The 19805-nt window shown below is 31.6% G+C and carries 14 protein-coding genes and 1 CRISPR repeat array (1 of these 15 running past the window's edge); of the genes, 9 read left to right on the plus strand and 5 right to left on the minus strand.

Annotation, left to right across the window (positions count from 1 at the left end; genetic code table 11):
• Positions 1-793: a CRISPR direct-repeat array (repeat unit 36 nt; unit sequence GTTTTAGAACCATTCTATTTGTCATAGTATTAAAAC) (it extends 35 nt beyond the left edge of the window).
• Between the two features lie 132 nt (positions 794-925).
• The 6 genes from C7P63_RS04165 to C7P63_RS04190 all read left to right on the plus strand — a co-directional run bounded on the left by C7P63_RS04165 (position 926) and on the right by C7P63_RS04190 (position 8997).
• Positions 926-3265: a CRISPR-associated endonuclease Cas3'' gene (locus C7P63_RS04165; RefSeq protein WP_279386792.1), complete on the plus strand. Its 2340-nt coding sequence runs from the start codon at positions 926-928 to the stop codon at positions 3263-3265.
• Between the two features lie 19 nt (positions 3266-3284).
• Positions 3285-4013, plus strand: coding sequence for a hypothetical protein (locus tag C7P63_RS04170; protein WP_125942891.1), 729 nt, complete (start codon positions 3285-3287; stop codon positions 4011-4013).
• A 1-nt stretch (position 4014) separates the two neighbouring features.
• Entirely contained in the window at positions 4015-5991 is a 1977-nt protein-coding gene (locus C7P63_RS04175) for a hypothetical protein (RefSeq protein ID WP_125942892.1), read from the plus strand.
• Complete coding sequence (locus C7P63_RS04180; protein WP_165863765.1) at positions 5972-6943, plus strand: type I CRISPR-associated protein Cas7; 972 nt, start codon at positions 5972-5974, stop codon at positions 6941-6943. The genes C7P63_RS04175 and C7P63_RS04180 overlap by 20 nt, the downstream gene beginning before the upstream one ends.
• Positions 6944-6949: 6 nt before the next feature.
• On the plus strand, positions 6950-7693 hold the full coding sequence (cas5, locus tag C7P63_RS04185) for a CRISPR-associated protein Cas5 (protein ID WP_125942894.1): 744 nt from the start codon (positions 6950-6952) through the stop codon (positions 7691-7693).
• Positions 7694-7947: 254 nt separating this feature from the next.
• Positions 7948-8997: a zinc-dependent alcohol dehydrogenase family protein gene (locus C7P63_RS04190; protein WP_125943076.1), complete on the plus strand. Its 1050-nt coding sequence runs from the start codon at positions 7948-7950 to the stop codon at positions 8995-8997.
• 92 nt (positions 8998-9089) lie between these two features.
• On the opposite strand, the gene C7P63_RS04195 is transcribed toward C7P63_RS04190, so the two are convergent.
• The gene (locus C7P63_RS04195) at positions 9090-10250 is read right to left on the minus strand and encodes an iron-containing alcohol dehydrogenase (RefSeq protein ID WP_207852940.1); all 1161 of its coding nucleotides are present in this window, start codon (positions 10248-10250) and stop codon (positions 9090-9092) included.
• A 364-nt stretch (positions 10251-10614) separates the two neighbouring features.
• On the opposite strand from C7P63_RS04195, the gene C7P63_RS04200 reads away from it, so the two are divergent.
• Entirely contained in the window at positions 10615-11625 is a 1011-nt protein-coding gene (locus C7P63_RS04200) for a serine hydrolase domain-containing protein (protein ID WP_125942895.1), read from the plus strand.
• 65 nt (positions 11626-11690) lie between these two features.
• Here the strand turns inward: C7P63_RS04200 and C7P63_RS04205 are convergent, their stop codons facing one another.
• Complete coding sequence (locus tag C7P63_RS04205) at positions 11691-13679, minus strand: KUP/HAK/KT family potassium transporter (RefSeq protein ID WP_125943078.1); 1989 nt, start codon at positions 13677-13679, stop codon at positions 11691-11693.
• Positions 13680-14050: 371 nt separating this feature from the next.
• Between C7P63_RS04205 and C7P63_RS04210 the strand changes: the two genes are divergently transcribed.
• On the plus strand, positions 14051-16666 hold the full coding sequence (locus C7P63_RS04210; RefSeq protein WP_125942896.1) for a YfhO family protein: 2616 nt from the start codon (positions 14051-14053) through the stop codon (positions 16664-16666).
• A gap of 82 nt (positions 16667-16748) precedes the next feature.
• Positions 16749-17165 (plus strand): Hsp20 family protein, encoded by a 417-nt coding sequence (locus tag C7P63_RS04215; RefSeq protein ID WP_125942897.1) that lies wholly within the window; start codon positions 16749-16751, stop codon positions 17163-17165.
• 37 nt (positions 17166-17202) lie between these two features.
• On the opposite strand, the gene C7P63_RS04220 is transcribed toward C7P63_RS04215, so the two are convergent.
• The 3 genes from C7P63_RS04220 to C7P63_RS04230 form a co-directional block, all read right to left on the minus strand.
• Entirely contained in the window at positions 17203-17844 is a 642-nt protein-coding gene (locus C7P63_RS04220; protein ID WP_243640793.1) for an ABC transporter permease, read from the minus strand.
• 118 nt (positions 17845-17962) lie between these two features.
• Entirely contained in the window at positions 17963-18742 is a 780-nt protein-coding gene (locus tag C7P63_RS04225) for an ABC transporter ATP-binding protein (RefSeq protein ID WP_165863766.1), read from the minus strand.
• Positions 18726-19688 (minus strand): ABC transporter substrate-binding protein, encoded by a 963-nt coding sequence (locus tag C7P63_RS04230; RefSeq protein WP_165863767.1) that lies wholly within the window; start codon positions 19686-19688, stop codon positions 18726-18728. The genes C7P63_RS04225 and C7P63_RS04230 overlap by 17 nt, the downstream gene beginning before the upstream one ends.
• Positions 19689-19805 lie beyond the last annotated feature (117 nt).

Consider the following 19805-nt stretch of genomic DNA (forward strand, 5'->3'; position numbering starts at 1 on the left):
CGAAAGAAATGATGATTTAAATCGATTTAAAGTTTTAGAACCATTCTATTTGTCATAGTATTAAAACATTGCTTATTCGGAAGATGAAGAAAATGGAGTTTTAGAACCATTCTATTTGTCATAGTATTAAAACGCAACACTTAACATAATACGCCCATGCAAGGTTTTAGAACCATTCTATTTGTCATAGTATTAAAACTTATTTCACCTCCTTTTTAACTAAGTCACTGTTTTAGAACCATTCTATTTGTCATAGTATTAAAACGCAAACTATGCCTTTGAAAAATTCAAAGATGTTTTAGAACCATTCTATTTGTCATAGTATTAAAACTCGCTCGTATTCGCATTCGTCTGTGGGCTTGTTTTAGAACCATTCTATTTGTCATAGTATTAAAACATGGACGCAATTAAGTTAACTTCATTCTCTGTTTTAGAACCATTCTATTTGTCATAGTATTAAAACGCGTAAAAAGTCTTAGTTGCTTGTCCTCCGGTTTTAGAACCATTCTATTTGTCATAGTATTAAAACAAAGTCTTGATAGATTTTTAGCAGCTCTACGTTTTAGAACCATTCTATTTGTCATAGTATTAAAACTATATGTCAAACTTTGATTTTTTTGTTTAGGTTTTAGAACCATTCTATTTATCATAGTATTAAAACATAAACATCACGACCACCAATTTTTATCCCGTTTTAGAACCATTCTATTTATCATAGTATTAAAACACTGGACAATTTATGATACATAATGCAGCGATTTTATAATCATTCTATTTGATACAGTATTATAACCTTGTATTACCACTTGTATTACCGAACTTTTTACTTACTTATAGTATTAAACTTTAAAACTATCTCATGTTTAAACCAATAAAAATTAAGGAGTGATCAATTATAGATATAGATAGACTTTTCGAAAAAGTTATTAAAAATCAGTATACAGAAACACTTTATGCTCATCAAAACAAAGCACAACACGAACTCTTAAAAGACCATGCGGCATTATCCTTACAAATTTTTAGACAACAACTAAATCAAGGAACTATTAATCACATAGCTAACAAGCTTCAACTAGATGAAAATATAGTGACTTATCTGTTTGAGAGTGCAGTGTACATGCATGATTTTGGCAAAGCCACTCCCTATTTTCAATATTACAAAATGGCACAAGTTGCGAAAAAACCACATGGAAGTGGTCATTTGACTTATCATTCTAGATTATCAGCTATCTATTATTTTGATCAAATGTCGCTTTACATTAATGAACATGTGCCAAACGGGGAAATGTTTAATTATGCTCTTTTACTTTTGATTTTGACTGAATGTATAGCTAAACATCATACTTCCTTAGCTAATCTTGAAACTTTTTCACAATCTTTCGATCAATACTTACTTGATTTAGTGACATTAAAACAGGAAACAGAATTATTCGACTATTTTGCTTATATGCCTAACTTTCTAAATGAACCAGTTGCGAAAAACAATTATATTAGTCGAATTACTGAGGAGGTACTCACTAATACTTCTTCCGAATTTAGAGAGATTGCCTACTCTGCAGGTCTTGTTTTTTACAGTCTTTTATGTGTGTCAGATATTTTAGCCACTAAAAAATTTGCACAAGATTTTAAATTTGAAGAAGACACTTACGATGATGGCTTAAAAAGATACCTTAACCTATCTTATAATCAGTCCCCTTTAAGTCAGGCAGTTATGGACTATCAAAAGACTTTACCTAAAGTAGATAAAACAATTAATGATATTCGGTCTAAATTTATTTTAAATATGGATACACACCTTAAACAAATAAAACCGATTAATAATTTATTTCATTTAGAAGGATTAGTTGGGATTGGTAAAACACATGCTGCTAAACGTTTTATTACTTATATATTAAACCAATATGATATAAAAAAAGTTTACTGGTCTGTCCCCTACTTAGCTATTGCTAACCAATTAGATTTTGCCAACAAAGAGCTAGATAGCCAAGCAGTACGTTTAGACAGTGTCACTCCTATTCGAACAGAATATCACGAATTTCAAGTAGATTTTTCAAAAATGGTCGTAAATGATCAATTGATGAACTACCGCAATGCTACTTTTACTTTTGTCAGATTTTTTAACTTATTATTCAATCATTCTAAAGGAAATGCTCTGAAAAGATTATCTCTTAGAAATAGTGTAATTATTATTGATGAATTACAAAGTGTAGATATTTTGTTGATGAATCAATTTTTAAATCAAATAACCATTATGTCACAATTACTACATTTTAAATTACTTTTCATGAGTGCCACACTCCCTAAACTAGAGACCACTATTTCTTTGTCAGAACCAGATATTTTTAGAAAAGAACCCTTACTTACTAAGCGAAATAAATTAAATATGGAATTTTATGACAAAGGATATACAGCAGTAGATTTGTTTAATCAATTAGAAATTAGCAATAAAAGAGTTCTCATACAAACCGTTACAAAAAAACATGCACAAGAAATCTATGATGCCTTGAAACCCAATAATCAGCAAGTCCATCTCTATACTGGAGATACCTCTCAACATGATCGTCAAAAAATTATTGACCAATTAAAAGAAAAAAATCCAGATGGTTCTTACACTTGCAAGCAATTAGTTTTAGTTACAACGAATGCCATTGAAGCTGGAGTAGATATTTCTATGAATCTTGCAATTGTTAATTTAACTTCTCTTGATTCATTAGAACAATTGAGCGGTCGAGTCAACCGCAGTAATGAATTTAAGCCAGAAGACTCTCTTATTTATGTAATAAATTATGAACCATCAGATTTTTTATCTCCAATAAAAACAACCTATACCCGTTCGCTAGGCGTCAATGCTATTCAACAACAATTTGAAGAAAAAAACTACTCCATTTTTATGTCTCAAGTCTTAAATTTAGCTAAAAAAAGTCAACAAGATCTTAATCAACGACAAGCTACTCAACAATTAGCATTCAAAGACGTGAGTCAAATGATGAGACTAATTACCACAGACAGTTGTTTTTATTATCATATTTGCAATGATGAAGCTAAACAATTAATGACAAAATATCAAGAGTACACTCAAAAATTAGGAGAAGACTTATCTTTCTATGATGAATATTACATTAAACGAAAAAATGTTCTCATTAATCTTCATCCCTATCGACGTGAAATAACAGATTATAAAATAAAACAAATATTTGTAGAACAATACGGAGAAGAACCAATTGCTTTCCATACTCAACCTGAGCCATTTGGGCAAAGTTTATAAAATATTAGGAGGAAAAAATATGGATATTACTTATTTTCAAGCATCAGTATCTGTTCGAGTCAAAGAAAATTTAACTCAAAATCAATTTGGTAAAGCCATTGGTCAATTGATTAATGTGGTTTTTTCTAATAGCGAAGAATGGACTCGCTTTCATGAAAGTCGAGAAAGAAAAGGCTATACCTTTTCAACTTTAACCAATGAAAAAATAGCCAACGGTTACTTTAAAGCTGACAAAGGAGATGTCTGTCAGTTTTATATTTTTAGTGGCAATCAAGATTTTATGAATTTACTAGAAAATTGTTTATTCGAAAGTGATCAATTAAAAGTTTTAGATATTATTATTGACCATAAAACTTGGAAAGGAGCTGTTCCAACTATTCAAGTAAAAAACCCTTTATTATTAAAAGACGATTCATCTGGTCAAAGAGAAATATACTTTCTACGTCCAACCGATTCTAAAGAAAAAAAAGAAGAATTTCTTCGCTATCTTAACCAATTTATTAAAGCAGACTTTGAATATATTACTGGCGAACGACTTCCAGAAAATTTTACTTATATACTAGATATTAAACAACCTAAGATAGGTCACTATGAAGAAAATGGTATAAAACTAATTGGAACAAAAGGACACTTTTTAGTAGATACCAGTATTTTAGGTAAGTTAATCACTCAACATTTAATGACACACGGCATGGGCATTAAATCTAGCTACTTAGGTGCTGGCAGTATTATTTTGAAAGGAGATTAGTATGCTAAGAGAATTATGGAATACAGCTAATATAGAAGAAGCTTTAATACAGCAAATGGAATACGCCAAACCTAATCGTGGCCTTTATATATTTTTAGATGAAAAAATATATGATGAAAGTGAACTAACAGAATCTTTTCTAGCTAATCGTACTAGTTTTGTTAGCAAAAAATCTGAAGTCAATCCTCTCCTTGAAGATAAGATTAAACAAGTAGGGATTTATGGTTTTGCTATTAGTGGCAACAAACAAATTTATAGTGTACGTGGTTTAAATAGTGTGTATTCTAAATTATTTACCATTGCTAACGTTAAAGATTTTCTTTCTTCAAAAAAAGAAATAGATAAAGCTCAAAATTTTTATACAAATGGCTTTAGCGAATCCTACATTCAAAAAAGTCTACAAAAAGCCTTTGCTCTTTCAGGTACAAAAAACGACCGACAAGCCATCATAGAAAAGAAAAAGCAACTGATTAATCAAGTATTAAACAACTACCAACCAACTATTGATTCGATGTCAGAACAAGCACCTAAAACATTAGCTATTATTCAGCAGAATAAACATTTCATTGAAGCTATCATTCAGCATTTTGAAACAGAGTATCCCAGTGAGATAAAAACAATTCGGTTGAATATCATTGTATCTAACGAGTGTGATTTAACGACTTTAAAAGATGAAAGTTATCTTTATTTTTCCTATAGTCTATTTGCAGGGACACCTGGTATTTACCATAATCAAACCGCTTACTTTTATTCAGCCATCTCTGCTAATCATAATGAATCAAAGAAAATGATGTACTTAAATCGTACAGGTGCTCCAAATATCGGTCACGATATGCTATATGAACAAAAGTTGGATAAAAATATTAGTCTTTATTTATTTATTAGAGCGTTAGCCCAAAGCACTAAAAATCCTATCAAAACTTTTTATGTAAAAGATAATCAACTACTTTTAACCCCTAGCATTGGTTCTTTAAGATATAAAGTTTTAGAAGATAAAAAAGCTTACTTTATTACAGAATGTTCTATTTTAAACGAATGGAATCCTAAAGGTTATCGTCCCCTTGACTTTAGCTTTAACTATTATAATAACAAAATAAACGTAACAGACTACCAGCAACTGGCTAATATAATTTTTTTTGGTAGTAAAGAAAAACATGTTCCTAATCAGCTATATGTAAATAAAGAAAAAAAAGATGATAACAGCACAATCAAAAATAAATATTTTGAAGGAAACAAGTTAAGTCCTGAATCTGAAAAAATTTATAATTTGATAAAATCTGTTGGAGCATTTGATCAGTCAACTGATGTACTCTATTCCATCTTTTTCAATTTAAGAAAAGATCTTTTATTAAATTCTCGTTATGAAACTTTATCGAAAAGTGAGTCATTAGATATCTACGCTAATATGACAAATTTTTGGGATAGTTTAATTCAATATCACCGTCCAACTATGCCCAAAAACATTGATTTACGATGTATTCATAATGATGAAGAATATCTTGTAGCCCTTGTTCAACTTCATTTGCGTCTATTTGATGCTGTTATCACACACACACAAAGTAACACACTCGACAACTCATCTAAGCTAATTAACCAATTAATCAAAAAAACACGATATTCTTTGTTGCTCAATAGTTTAATTCAATATAAAGAACAATATCAATTTGTCTTTATTGAACTTGAACAAGACTATATTAACCAGAAACAAAAAGCAATGGATTTACAGCAAACCGAAGCAAATAGTATTGATCCTAACCTAAGAAAAGCGTTACAAAAAAAATATAAAACCATGACAAAAAGTGAGATGATTGCAGATAAAGAATATTTTGCTTGTTGCATTAAACATCTCAAAAAGTACCAACCAAAACAAGCTGTCATTCCAAACCAAGAAGATATTATTTATGCCCTACTACAACAAAATGTTTCTATTAAATATAAAACAAGTAAGGAGAATACACATGACAATGAAAAAAAATAATTCTACAGGATTTATTGGTGTTATTACCAATATGGCTTCTTTTAACAATGAAGTAGGTGACAATGCAGGTAGTCGAAGAACATCAAAAGGGGATTTTTATGCCACACATTACAAAATGAAATGGTTAATTAGAGATTACTTTGCAAGATTAAATGGTAATAAATCTGTACTAGTTAAATCAAGTGCTTATAAACATGACAAAACAGGTAATTTGGCGGTTAGAACCCTTGAACAACGAATCAAATATCTATTTGATTTAGATGACGACGATTTTAAAAATTTAACTTCCATTGATTTACTCAACTTAGTATTATCAAAAAAAGATGTTAAAAATTTCGGTGTAGCACTGCCTATTGATAAAAAACAAGTCAAAGTAACAGGAGTGACTCAATTAAGCTATGCTATAAATAATTATAAAGAAACCGAAGAACAAATTATTCAAATAAATGGTGCGTATTCTACCAAAGAAGGCAATTTACAAGCCACTTTAGGACGTCGTAAATTTCTAGATTTTGCTAACTACATCTATAATTTTACTGTTCAACCTAATATGCTTTCTAAAAATGTTTTAGGTGTTGAAGTAGAACCCTATACATTAGCTGATTATAACTGGTTTAAAAAAGGTGCCTTGAGGGCTGCACAAACCAATCAATCTAGTTCAACAGGTAGTTATGTAGGATACGGAATGTTTATTGAGTTGAAAGAAAATGAAGATCTAATTCAGCCTAACTTTAACCACTACATTTCAACCACTAAAAAAAATGATGTTTATCTCATCGATTTTACTTTATTAGCTAATTACCTAGCTCAAAACGAACAAGCAATTCATAGTATAGAACTTTATCTTGCTCAAAATATTCAATTAGAATTTATTGGACTGGATGCCTTAGAAAAAAATGGAGTAGAAATTAAAGATATGGCTGAAGCTAGAAAAATTAATATAGAGGAGTAAAAACTAATGAGAGTTCTGACATTTAATTTAAGTGGTGATTTAGCCTGTTTTAAGCAAGCCACAAGCTTTGATATGTCTACCGAATTAATTTTGACTTATGACATTATACCTATAACTGTTTTAAAAGGAATCATTGGAGCTGTTTTAGGTTATAAAGGACTAGCAGATGCTTACAAAAATCATAGACAACCAGAATATATAGATAAACTAAAAAATGTAGGTATTGGAATTCAACCTGTTCGATTAGGTACTAAGTTTACTCAACAAATAACTAATACAACAGGTTTTGCTAATGAGGGAGCTTTACCAAAAACTACAGTAGGAATAGGTCAAACTGCTATCATTAAACAAGAAATTTTAGCAGATATTAGTTATGATATATATCTAACAGATGAATTTGATGATTTTGATAAACTTTACCATAAATTAATGAGCAAACAAACTGCATTCCCCATTGTTTTAGGAAGAAAAGGTTTCTCTGCTCAAATTTCTAATGTTCAGTGTTTAGATACTACTATAGTTAAGGGATTCAGTGGCAACCTAAATTCCATTGGACTATACAATCTTGTTCAAACCAATAAAAACACTCTTTTTAGCACTCAGAGAGAAACTTATCAATATATTTTAGAACTGCCTGTCACATATAATGACTTAATGATGTACGAGTTTGAACCTGTTTACTATTCTGATGCTAATATTACATATGATGGAGAAGTTTTAAAAGATACAGCAATTGCCATAATTAGATAAACTAAAAAACTTTCAAGTTAGAAATTTGTGCTAACTTGAAGGTTTTTTACTGACTACTAAACTTCTCTTTTTATTTCATAAAATCATCTTTTATTGATTCTTATATTAAATAAACCTAGTTCTTTATTACAATTTAAATTTAATCTTGTTTTTTCATTTATATAGGTTTATATTAAAAATAAGTTATGAAACAACTAAGTTTTATCATAACGACTAGTAGATAAAATCTGGGAGGAAATTTAATGACTAACAAAATGAAAACCTTATCATATATCGAACCTGGAAAAATTGACGTACTTGAAAAAGATATTCCAAAATTATCTGCAGACACAGATGCAATTGTCAGACTTGTTAAAACAACTATTTGTGGAACAGATCTTCATATCATTGCTGGACATACACCTGAAGTACCTGAAGGACTAACGCTTGGTCATGAAGGTGTTGGTGTTATTGAACAAATTGGTGACTCAGTTAACAACTTTAAAGTTGGTGACAAAGTTATTATCTCTTGTATTACAGCTTGCGGTCACTGCGATTATTGTAAACGTCAAATGTATTCACACTGTGCTGATGGCGGTTGGAATCTAGGACATTTAATTGATGGGACACAGGCAGAATACGTTCGCATTCATCATGCTGATAATAGTTTGTATCATATTCCTAAAAATATTACCGATGAAGGAGCTGTGATGCTAAGTGACATCTTACCGACTGGTTTTGAAATTGGCGTCTTAGATGGTCACGTTCAACCTGGTCAAACTATTGCCTTAGTCGGCGCAGGTCCTGTTGGATTATCTGCTTTACTAACTGCGCAATTCTTTTCACCTGCTACTATTATTGTTATGGATTTAGATGATAACAGACTCCAAGTAGCTAAAGAATTTGGGGCAACTCATGTCATTAATTCAGCTAATAAAGAAGATGCCATTAAACAAATAATGGAAATTACAAATAACGTTGGAGTAGATGTTGCTATGGAAGCGGTTGGCTATCCAACTACTTTTGACTTATGTCAACAAATTATCGCTCCAGGAGGACATATTTCTAATTTAGGAGTTCACGGAGAACCTGTTACTTTTGAATTAAATAAATTATGGATTAAGAACATCTCCTTATCAACTGGCTTAGTTAACACTTCTAGTACGCCAATGCTTTTAAAAACAGTTAATGCAGGCAAACTTGAGCCAAATGAGTTAATTACTCATCATTTTAATTTTAATCAAATTCTGGAAGCTTATGATATTTTCAAACATGCAGATGATAATAAAGCGTTAAAACTTATTATTTCTTTTGATGAAGTCTAGGTACCACTAACATTAGCTTGTTATTTTTATACTAAAAAGAAGAGAGGCTGGCCCAAGGGCTAGTCTCTCTTCTTTTGTTGTAAATTATTTACTTAAAATGCTTCATCAAACAAAGCAATAATATCTTCTACATTACCTTTACGTGGGTTACTGAAAGCATTTCCGTCTTTAAGAGCATTTTCTGCCATTAATTGGAAATCTTCACGTTTAACACCCATTTCTTCTAATGTTGCAGGAATACCTACATCTGTTGCTAATTGACGCATTGCATCAATTGCTTTATCTGCAGCATCACGTACAGATAAACCCTCAATATTTTCACCCATAAATTCTGCAATATCAGCAAAACGTTGAGGATTAGAAACAATGTTAAATTTCTCAACAGTTGGTAATAAAATAGCATTTGCCACACCGTGAGCCATATCATATTGTCCACCTAATTGGTGAGCCATTGCGTGAACATAGCCTAAATTAGCATTGTTAAATGCCATACCAGCTAATAATGAAGCGTTAGCCATGTTAGTACGTGCTTCAATGTTTTCACCATTAGCTACTGCTTGACGTAAGTTAGTACTAATTAATTTAATTGCTTGAATAGCAACTGCGTCTGTGACAGGGTTAGCATCTTTAGAAACATAAGACTCAATAGCATGAGTTAAAGCATCCATACCTGTTGCAGCTGTTAATCCAGCAGGAACACCTAACATAAGTAATGGATCATTAATAGATACTAATGGCACATTGCGCCAGCTAACGATAACAAATTTTAAGTGAGTTTCTGTGTTAGTTAACACACAGTGACGTGTTACCTCACTTGCTGTACCAGCTGTTGTATTAACTGCAACAATTGGAGGTAGAGCATTCGTTAATGTTTCAATTCCAGCTAATTCAGTTAAAGGCTGTGTATGGCTGATTGCAATAGCAATTCCTTTACCACAGTCATGAGCAGAGCCTCCACCTACTGTGATAACTCCATCACATTTTTCAGCTTCATACATTTCTTTTCCTTCTAAACAGTTGGCAATTTTAGGGTTAGGTTCTACGCCATCGTAAATAGCGTACTCAATGCCACTTGCTTTTAAGGAAGCTTCTACTTGTTTAACAGGTCCATTTTCTAAATTTTTTAAAAATGAATCAGTAACAATTAAAGGTTTTTTAACATTTAAAATTTTAACTCGTTCACCTGTTACCTCAACAGATCCTGGTCCAAAAAAGTTAACACTTGGTAAAAGATAATCATAATAACGCATCATATTCTTCCTTCCTATCTATCTAATCTAATTTAGTATAAAATCATCCTTGTTATTGTTAATCGGCTAATTTAGCAAAAAGATTGTTAACCTTTTAACAATTTAAATTATAGACCGTTTATCTAAAAAAATTAACGGACATATTTGCGAATGTGTCCGTTTTTCTTTGTGAATACCCTCTTTTTATAAAAATAAAAAACATCTAATTTAAGCCCTTACATAATTGCTTTTATCATCTTTTCATCTTAGTGTATATTTATCCTACTAAAGAGATAGCTTCAATGAGAAATTAGTTATTTTTTTCACGTTATCAAGTATAATAAAAAGTATCTAAAAGAAGATAAACAATGATAGGAGCTTATTATATATGTATTCACAAACTAAAAAGATTATTGACACCCAATTAAATCATAACTATCCAGGTGTTTCTTATGCTATATTTGACCAACAAAAATGGTGCCCTCACTTTGCGGGCTATCAGCAACTTATCCCAACTCCTGAGCTAGTCACGAAGCATACTATTTTTGATATAGCTTCTTTAACTAAAGTAGTTTGTACCACCACTGTTTTGCTACAACTACTAGAAACAAATGATATTGACTTAGAAAAAAGTATTCATTTTTATCTGCCAGATATAAAAGCTGATTCCGTTACATTAAGACATTTATTAACCCATACTTCGATGATTCAGGGATTTATCCCTAACCGAGATAGTCTTTCCCAACCTGACCTAATGACGGCTCTTAAACAACTAACTCCGTCTCCTTTAATAGGCAAACAAGTACAGTACTCAGATACCAACTTTATTTGGCTAGGGTTTTTATTAGAAAAACTATTTCAACAAGACTTATTTTCGATTTTTCAAAAACAAGTATTAGACCCTTTGGAAATGACTCACAGCTTTTTTAATCTTCCTCCTACTAGCTTACCTCTTGTAGCTGCTACGGAACAACATAGCAACAGAGGGGTAATCAAAGGCGAAGTACACGACCCTAAAGCCTTTGTTTTAAAACAACACTGCGGTAGTGCTGGTCTTTTTTCATCTTTAACTGATCTCATGCTATTTACTAATATGCTTTTAAAAAATGGCCAAAGTCCTTCTGGAAAAACGTTTCTAAAAGAAAAAACTATTCAGTTACTGACACAAGATCATACTCCTTCTCGCACTTTAGGGCGGTCTTTAGGTTGGGATTTACTACGCTATGAAAATCGGACCTTTTTATATCATACTGGCTATACAGGTACCTTTTTATTGGTAGATCCCTTTAATCAGCAGTCCTTTATTTTTTTATCCAATGCTCTTCATCCAACTAACCACAGACAAGCTTACCTAGCAAGTCGCAAACTTTTGCTTGAAACTTACCTACATGAAATCTAAAAAAAGACTAAGCGAAAAATATTTTTCGCTTAGTCTTTACTTATAATTATTACTTAAAAATTAACTTATTCTTCTTCGTCTTCTTCATATTCAGAACAAAAATCATGAACATAAACTTGTTTTAAAGGACGACACTGTTTCAAATTAACTACATCCATCATAAAAGGAACATGTTCCATTTTCACATCACTATACTCTAAACCAAACCATTTTGCAGGAGAAACTGCAATAGATTTCAAGAAAAACTTAGCTTGTAAAATCATTTTTTCAACTGTTTTTAACCCTGTTCCTCTTGCTAGTTCTTCACGGATTAATACAAAACAAAAATCGCCAACTTCTCTATTAGGAATAATCGTGTAACGTTGCGGTTGTTTAGGTAATTTTCCTTGTTCCATTAACTCATTAACTATTTGGCGTAAATATAAGTTAATATTTTGGCTTCGTCTAAATCCTAATCGCAATTGAACGTTCACAATGCAATCTGTTCCCATCATATCAACATGATATTCACCAGTAAAAGGCTCATCAGTCACTAGTACGTTAACGAACCAATATACTTTTGCCCGTTTAGGTTTTTTATCTAAAATAGAATAAAGAATTTCTTTTCCAATTAAGTGACCTTTTAAATTGCTTGTTAAAAAGACAACATTAGTTTGATAAAGAGGAACAGATTTATCTTCTTTTAAGGCAATTAGCTGATCCATATAATCATAAAGAGAGACTTTTTGCGATTCTCTTTCTTCGATGATAGAACCTTGTTCCCAAATAATCATGACAAATAAAATCGCTAATGCCATAAATACCGCAACAAAACCACCGTGGAAAAATTTAGTCGCACTGGAAATAAAGAAAATAGTTTCAATAGAACCAAAGAAGATAAACATCAGAAAAGCTAAAATCTTTGGTACTTGTTTTTCTAATAAATAAAACAGTAATAAAATAGTTGTCATCAACATAGTTACTGTAATGGCTAATCCATAAGCCGACTCCATTCTAGTAGAAGTTCGGAAGAAAAACACAATGCCTATACACAAAACAAACAATAACCAGTTAACAGCTGGTATATATAATTGGCCTTTTTGATTCGTTGGGTAAACAATTTTAAGTCTAGGAAGTAATTTTAATTTGATTGCTTCAGAAACTAAGGTATACGAACCAGAAATCAAAGCTTGAGATGCAATCACTGCAGCTACTGTGGCAAATGCTACCCCTATAACAGACAATGATTTTGGCATCATTCTAAAAAATGGATTTAATAACTCAACTTGTTGATAGTAGGGATTATCTTTAATAGCAATAATCCAAGCTGCTTGACCAAAGTAATTACAAATCAAACATAATTTAATGTAAGGCCAGCTTCCTAAAATATTTTGACGGCCAACATGACCCATATCAGAATACAATGCTTCAGCCCCAGTAGTGGCTAAGAACACACTTCCTAAAATAAAAATACCTGCTTTATTTTCAGGACTCATTAAAAGATGAATAGCATAATAAGGATTTAAAGCTTTAATCACTGCAGGGTTGCCGATAAAATTATAAAGACCAATCCCTCCGATAAAAGTAAACCATGCTAACATAACTGGGCCAAAAGCACGACCAACACTTTCTGTCCCAAATTTTTGAATAATAAACAACACACAGATAATAGCTATGGTAATGACAATAATGACATTTTGATTTTCACCAAATAAATCGTAAAACATAGGGATTCCTCTTAACCCTTCAATAGCTGTTGTAATAGTAACAGCCGGGGTTAATACGCCGTCTGCTAACAAGGCAGCTCCACCAATCATAGCTGGTATGATCAAATATTTACTCATTTTTTTAACTAGCGTATATAAAGAAAAAATACCACCTTCACCGTGGTTATCTGCTCGTAAAGCAATCAGCACATATTTAACTGTAGTAAGTAACGTTAATGTCCATACAATCAGCGAAACAGCTCCAATAATAAAGTCTTCCGATACATGAGCAAGACCACCATTCCCTTCAATAATTGCCTTCATTACATATAAGGGACTTGTTCCAATATCTCCGTACACAACCCCCATTGCCACTAAGGCACCGCCAATACTAAACGTATCAATTCGACGACTTAATGCTTTTTTTTCCAATTTTCTTCCTCCTTAGTCATCTCGTTTTAATAAGATAACCCTTCAATTCTTTTTCTCTAAAATAATGAAAATAATTGTACTTCTTTCAAATCCAACAGAGCAAATTATATGCTTTTTTAGTTAAATGTCAATGTAATTTTTTACAGATTATTTTTTCTTTTTTTGATTATTTTATACAGTTTATTTATCCATTTTTTTAACTATTTAAACTTCGTATAAACTATGAAAAAATCATTAGTTATCTGAACTATCTATGTTAAAATAAAGTTAACTTTATTATTGAACTCTCATTAAAGGAGCTTTTCAACATGAAATCATCTGATAAAACTGCACAAACTTTTTTAACTGCTTGTTGTGCTTTCTTTTGCCCAATTGTTATTATGGTGTTGTGTTATTTTTCTATCGGTATTTTTCCAGGTAGTCAGCGTTCTATATTAGCTAGTGATGCTTTCTCTCAATTTGCAAATTTTCATGCTAGTTTTCATAATATGCTAAAAGGAGAACAAAGTATTTTTTATACTTGGTCAGGTTCTTTAGGTCTAAATTATCTCTCATTGATTGCTTATTATTTAGGAGGTATTTTTACCCCACTTGTTTTCTTTTTTCCAAATGAGCAAATCCCTGATACCTTATATTTTCTAACCTTACTGAAAATTGGCTCTGCTAGCTTATCTTTTTGGTACTTTTCTAAAAAAACTTATCAAATCCCTAGTTTCGGCCATATTTTTTTAGCAGTAAGCTACTCACTAATGTCCTTTATTACCGCTCATTCTGAATTAATTATGTGGCTAGATACATTTGTTTGGCTGCCTTTAATCATACTAGGTATTCATCGGTTAATGGATCAGCATAAACCAGGACTTTTATTTGTAAGCTATGTTTTCTTATTTGTTAGTAATTTTTATTTTGGTTTCATGGTCGGTGTTTTTTCACTTCTTTACTTTCTAGCACGAACGGTATCCGACTGGCAAGTATATAAAAAAAAGATAGTTCCTTATTTTCTCACGAGTTTTTTAGCTGGTGGAAGTGCTATGTTTATTATTCTTCCTACTTATTTTGATTTAAAATTTAACGGAGAACAATTAGATACCTTGAATTGGATCAAAACTGAAGGCACTAGTTGGCTAGATTTGATAGCTAAACAATTTATTGGTGCTTATGATACCACTAAATACGGTTCTGTACCATTTATTTATGTCGGTTTACTCCCTCTTATCTTAATGTTTACTGCTTTTTTATCTAAAAAAATTAAGCGAAAATTAAAGCTAAGTTGGATAGTTCTTTTTACTTGTCTGATTGCAAGTTTTTACATTGAACCTTTCAATTTGTTTTGGCATGGGTTCCATTCACCTAATATGTTTTTATTTCGTTATAGCTTTTTATTTTCTTTTTTAGTGATCTTAATAGCTGGCTACGGTTTAGAAACCATTGCTAAAAAACATCACTTTCAACCTATTTATCTAGTATCTAGTATCTTAATCCTTACTTTTTTAGGGGTATATTTCCTAAAACCTCATCAAAGCTATCCTTACTTAAATAAAACAACTCTTGCTTTATCCTGTTTATTTGTTTGTATCTATGCTCTCGTTTTTATGCTATATGAAGGGGTGTTTCATAAATCAAGAAAAAGGAATTTCTCTAAGATATGTGTGTTACTTTTTATCTGTGTTTCTTTAGAAGCGGGTATGAATACTTACTATATGCTATCCGGTATTTTAGCAGATTGGAATTACGCCTCTCGCTCTCTTTTTACCCAGCCTTACCCAGATATTGTTAAAAATTTAAAGACTAGCGAAAATCATAGTCAACCCAATGAATTTTTCCGAGTAGAAAACCTAGAACCTGTTTCTTCCAATGATAGTTTTACTTATCAATATAGTGGCGTTAGTTTATTTTCCTCTATTCGAAACAGAAATAGTAATCAACTACTAAATGACTTAGGGTTTCCTTCCCGAAAAAGTCAATTAAATATTCGCTATCAACATAATACCTTGGTGATGGATTCTTTATTAGGTATTCAGTACAAACTAAGTCAATCACCTTTAAATACTTATCAATTTTCTCAATTAGAGCAAACAGATAGCTACCGCTTGTATCATAATCCTTTAGCCTTAGACCTTGGTATGCTCACTACCCAAGCAATCAAACAAGTGCCTATTGAAAAAAATCAAATGCTGATGAATCAACAAAATATATTGAATCAATTAGCACAAAAACAGCAAGCCTTGTTTACTAAAAAAGAGCCAAGTTTGGTTAACACAACCAATGCCTATTTACAAAGAAATCAGAAAGAATGGCGTTTCTTTGAAAAAAAAGCTAATCACCCACAAGTGCTAAGCTTAAAAACGACTATCCCAAAAGGCAAACAAGCTTATGTTGCCATCTACCCCAAAGATTTTTCTAAAGTTTCTAACACAAATCTGACAGTCAAAGCCCTAGGACAATCATCAGAAGGACGCTTAGATTTAATGGGTTCTTATTACGATTTAGGCTATTTTTCTGAAGAAACACCTTTATCTTTTCAATTAGAATTTTACGGAGAAAATCATTTTGAAATAGAACCGCCTAAAATTATTTTGTTAGACACTAAAAATTATGAACAACAAATTAAGCACATCCAAGCCAAAACTATTAAAACAAACGTTAAACAGAATCAAGTAACTTTTGATTATCAAACTGAAGAAGATAAGCCAGTGATTTTTACAACAATCCCCTATGACTTAGGTTGGCAAGTAAAAATTGATCAAAAAAAAGCAACTGTTCAAGATTTTCATAAAGGATTTATCTTACTAGATGTTCCTAGTGGTAAACATACTGTGACTCTAACTTTTTATCCCTATGGCATCAAATTAGGAGCTAGTATTAGCTTACTCAGTATAGGACTTTTTCTCTTTCTCTATAAATACAAATCCTCCTTGTTTTGACGAATGTGTTAAAAAAAGTTATCATATAAACGTAGGGTAAACGAATGTGAGCCAACAAAAAATTTTCAAGGAGGATAACCATATGTTTAATTTAATCCCTAACAGAAAAGATTTATTAGATTTAGCAGATAATTTTTTAGATGAGTTTCCACCTAGTTCATTAGCTATACAACATTTCCCTGTAGATATTAAAGAAAATAATACCCAGTACGAAATAAAAGCAGACTTACCTGGTTATGAAAAATCAGATATTTCTCTATCTTATCAAAATGAATTTTTAACTATTTCCGCAGAAAAAGAAAAAGAGTCTGAAGAAATGGAAGATACTGGTTATTTCATCTGTAAAGAACGGCTAAAACGCAGTGTGAAACGTCAATTTTTATTACAAAATGTAGATTCAGAAAAGATTACCGCAGCCTTTGACAAAGGGGTTTTAACTGTCCAACTTCCTAAAATAGAACCAGATGATATTGAAAAAAAACAAATTCCTATTCAATAAATTCAATAAATACAAACAAGCACAAAGATAGAGCTAGTTATCTTTGTGCTTGTTTATTATCATAATTGATTTCAGGCGTTTTTTTCTTTAATAAATAGTCTAAACAGCCAAATAAGATTAAACCTACTAAACTCAAAATTAAAATCCCCGCATACATCATTGGATAATCCATTCTAAGCCAAGCATCCATAATAAAGTATCCCATTCCATATTCTGTTCCATAATTTTCAGCAAAAAATAAAACAGAAAAAGCAATCCCTAAAGACACTCTCAACGTGCTAATAATACCGAAAAAAATAGCTGGCCATGTGATTTGTTTAAATCGCTCAAAAGAATTAGCTCCCATACATAAATAAACTTGATAATAGGTTTCAGGAATAGAAATAATCGCATCCCGAATAGATAAAATCATTTGAGGTAAGATAATCGTGATAATAAGAGCAATCTTAGACCCTTCTCCTAAACCTAAAAATAACATGAGTAAAGGAAGTAAAGCTAATTTAGGAATCGGATAGGTTAAATAAATTAACGGATCTAGTAATTTATTCCAAAAAGGAAATGTCCCCATTAACCACCCTAGCAATAATCCTGTTATTAAAGAAATTCCTAACCCTATGCCAATTCGTTTTAAACTAAAGAAAATATGCCAACCTAATTGATTAGAAAAAGCAGTAGGCAAACATTGATATACCACCTTGGGAGAAGGTAATAACTCTTTATTTACCCAAAGGCTTAACCCATACCACAGTAAATGAAAAACAATTAACGCAGCAATTAAAGACTTATAACTATGTTTATTAATAACCTTTCAGCTCCTCTCTTAAATCATTGACTCGCTGAAAATAATCCACGGATTGTTGTAAAGTAAACAACTCTTCCTCTGTTCGGTAGCTCTTTCTTAAACCTTTTTCTCTAGTTATGACCTGACCTGGTGAACCTTTAAATACTAAAACTTCATCTCCTAAGATCAAAGCTTCTTCAATATCATGAGTAATAAAAAAGGTTAAGGGTTTACTTTTATGCCACATAGTTTGAAATAATTGTTGCATTTCTCTTCGAGTAAAAGCATCTAACGCAGAAAATGGTTCATCCATTAATAACAAATCACTTTCCAGCATAAAAGCCCTAGCCAGTGCTACTCGTTGTTTTTGTCCTCCACTTAACTGTTTGGGATAAGCATCTCTTACCTCAGTTAAAAACACATCTTCTAAACATGTTGCTACTTTTTTTTGATCAGCTAAGGTTAATCTTTTTTTCCGTTGACCAACAGTTAAGCTTTCCTGAACCGCTTTTCTCACAGTTTGCCAAGGTAGTAACCCGTAGTCTTGAGGAACATAGCCAATTTTTAAATCTCTAGGTCGGTACTCAGCCTGTTGCCAATAAATAGACCCTTGATTAGGCTGAATAAAGCCAGCTAATACTTTAAGTAAGGTTGTCTTTCCTGTTCCAGATGGTCCTAAGATAGTATAAACTTGATGCTCTGAGAAGTTTTCGGTCACGTGATCCAAGACACATTTACCAGATAAATGGACTGATACTTTCTCAAAACTAAGAATTGGTTTATTTTGAATAGTCATAAATAACATCTTCAGCAGTAATATCTTTTTTCAATAAGCCAGCTTTTTTAGACCATTGAAAAGCATCTGTCACATCTTTTTCTTTAACAGAAGCTAAATGACCATAATCTGGAATTTCAATTTTATCTTGTAGTTCTGATGGAAAACCAACATTTTTAACAAATAAATCTAAATACTCTGCTTTATCATGATTTTTTACATAATCTGCGCCCTCATTATAGGCAGTGATTAAGCCAGTTATTCCTTGTTTTTTTTGCTCTAAAACATTTTTAGGAAAACCAATAGCAAAGGTTTCAACTCCAATATCTTTTGTAGATTGTAAAACATGCATTCCCTGTGCTTTAGCAATTGTTGTAAAAGGTTCTGGTAAAATAGCACCGTCCACTTTATCGTTTTTAAGCATTTCTAAACGAGTAGGAACTTGAGGGATTTCTGTCACTGTAATATCGGACATTTGTAGATTATCATGCTGTAACATTTGATCAACTGCATAGGCTGTAGCAGTTTTTTTAGAAAAAGTCACTTGTTTACCTTTTAAATCTGATAATTTTTGAATAGCTGGATCTTTTACAACTAAATCAAATTGATCATAAGGAACACCAATTACTTTAACATCTAACCCACCTTGTTGATAAATAGCTACACCAACTAAATCTGTAATTACACCATCTACTTCTCCAGCTTGTAAAGCCGCGTCTCGGTCTAAGGGGTTTTTAAAAACTTTCAGTGATAAGTCCACGCCATTCTTTTGATCAAACCCTTCTTTTTGTGCTAATAAAAAGGGAATATTATCCGTTGAAGGCATAACTCCTAATTTTATTTTAGTTACTTGATCAGTCTTAGTCGGTTTAGCTTCCTTTTTTGACTGATTATTTTTAGGTTGACAAGCCACTAGTAAACTAATGGCCATTGCTGCCATCAACCCGATAAATATTTTTTTCTTCATGTTAACTTTCCCTACTTTCATTAAACTAATTATAATTATCATTACCCAAACATTGTAGTATAAAAATAAATAATATGACAATACTTTGTTTCATCTTTTTTACTATTTTTTTCTTTT

The organism is Vagococcus humatus (assembly GCF_003950325.1).
In the GTDB taxonomy this organism is placed as follows: domain Bacteria; phylum Bacillota; class Bacilli; order Lactobacillales; family Vagococcaceae; genus Vagococcus_C; species Vagococcus_C humatus.

Coding starts and splice junctions, on each gene's coding strand:
- C7P63_RS04190 (WP_125943076.1), top strand. CDS start 7,948: ATGAAAACCTTATCATATATCGAACCTGGAAAAATTGACGTACTTGAA.
- cas5 (WP_125942894.1), top strand. CDS start 6,950: ATGAGAGTTCTGACATTTAATTTAAGTGGTGATTTAGCCTGTTTTAAG.
- C7P63_RS04205 (WP_125943078.1), bottom strand. CDS start 13,679: ATGGGGGTTGTGTACGGAGATATTGGAACAAGTCCCTTATATGTAATG.
- C7P63_RS04175 (WP_125942892.1), top strand. CDS start 4,015: ATGCTAAGAGAATTATGGAATACAGCTAATATAGAAGAAGCTTTAATA.
- C7P63_RS04195 (WP_207852940.1), bottom strand. CDS start 10,250: ATGATGCGTTATTATGATTATCTTTTACCAAGTGTTAACTTTTTTGGA.
- C7P63_RS04180 (WP_165863765.1), top strand. CDS start 5,972: ATGACAATGAAAAAAAATAATTCTACAGGATTTATTGGTGTTATTACC.
- C7P63_RS04230 (WP_165863767.1), bottom strand. CDS start 19,688: ATGAAGAAAAAAATATTTATCGGGTTGATGGCAGCAATGGCCATTAGT.
- C7P63_RS04170 (WP_125942891.1), top strand. CDS start 3,285: ATGGATATTACTTATTTTCAAGCATCAGTATCTGTTCGAGTCAAAGAA.
- C7P63_RS04210 (WP_125942896.1), top strand. CDS start 14,051: ATGAAATCATCTGATAAAACTGCACAAACTTTTTTAACTGCTTGTTGT.
- C7P63_RS04200 (WP_125942895.1), top strand. CDS start 10,615: ATGTATTCACAAACTAAAAAGATTATTGACACCCAATTAAATCATAAC.
- C7P63_RS04215 (WP_125942897.1), top strand. CDS start 16,749: ATGTTTAATTTAATCCCTAACAGAAAAGATTTATTAGATTTAGCAGAT.
- C7P63_RS04225 (WP_165863766.1), bottom strand. CDS start 18,742: ATGACTATTCAAAATAAACCAATTCTTAGTTTTGAGAAAGTATCAGTC.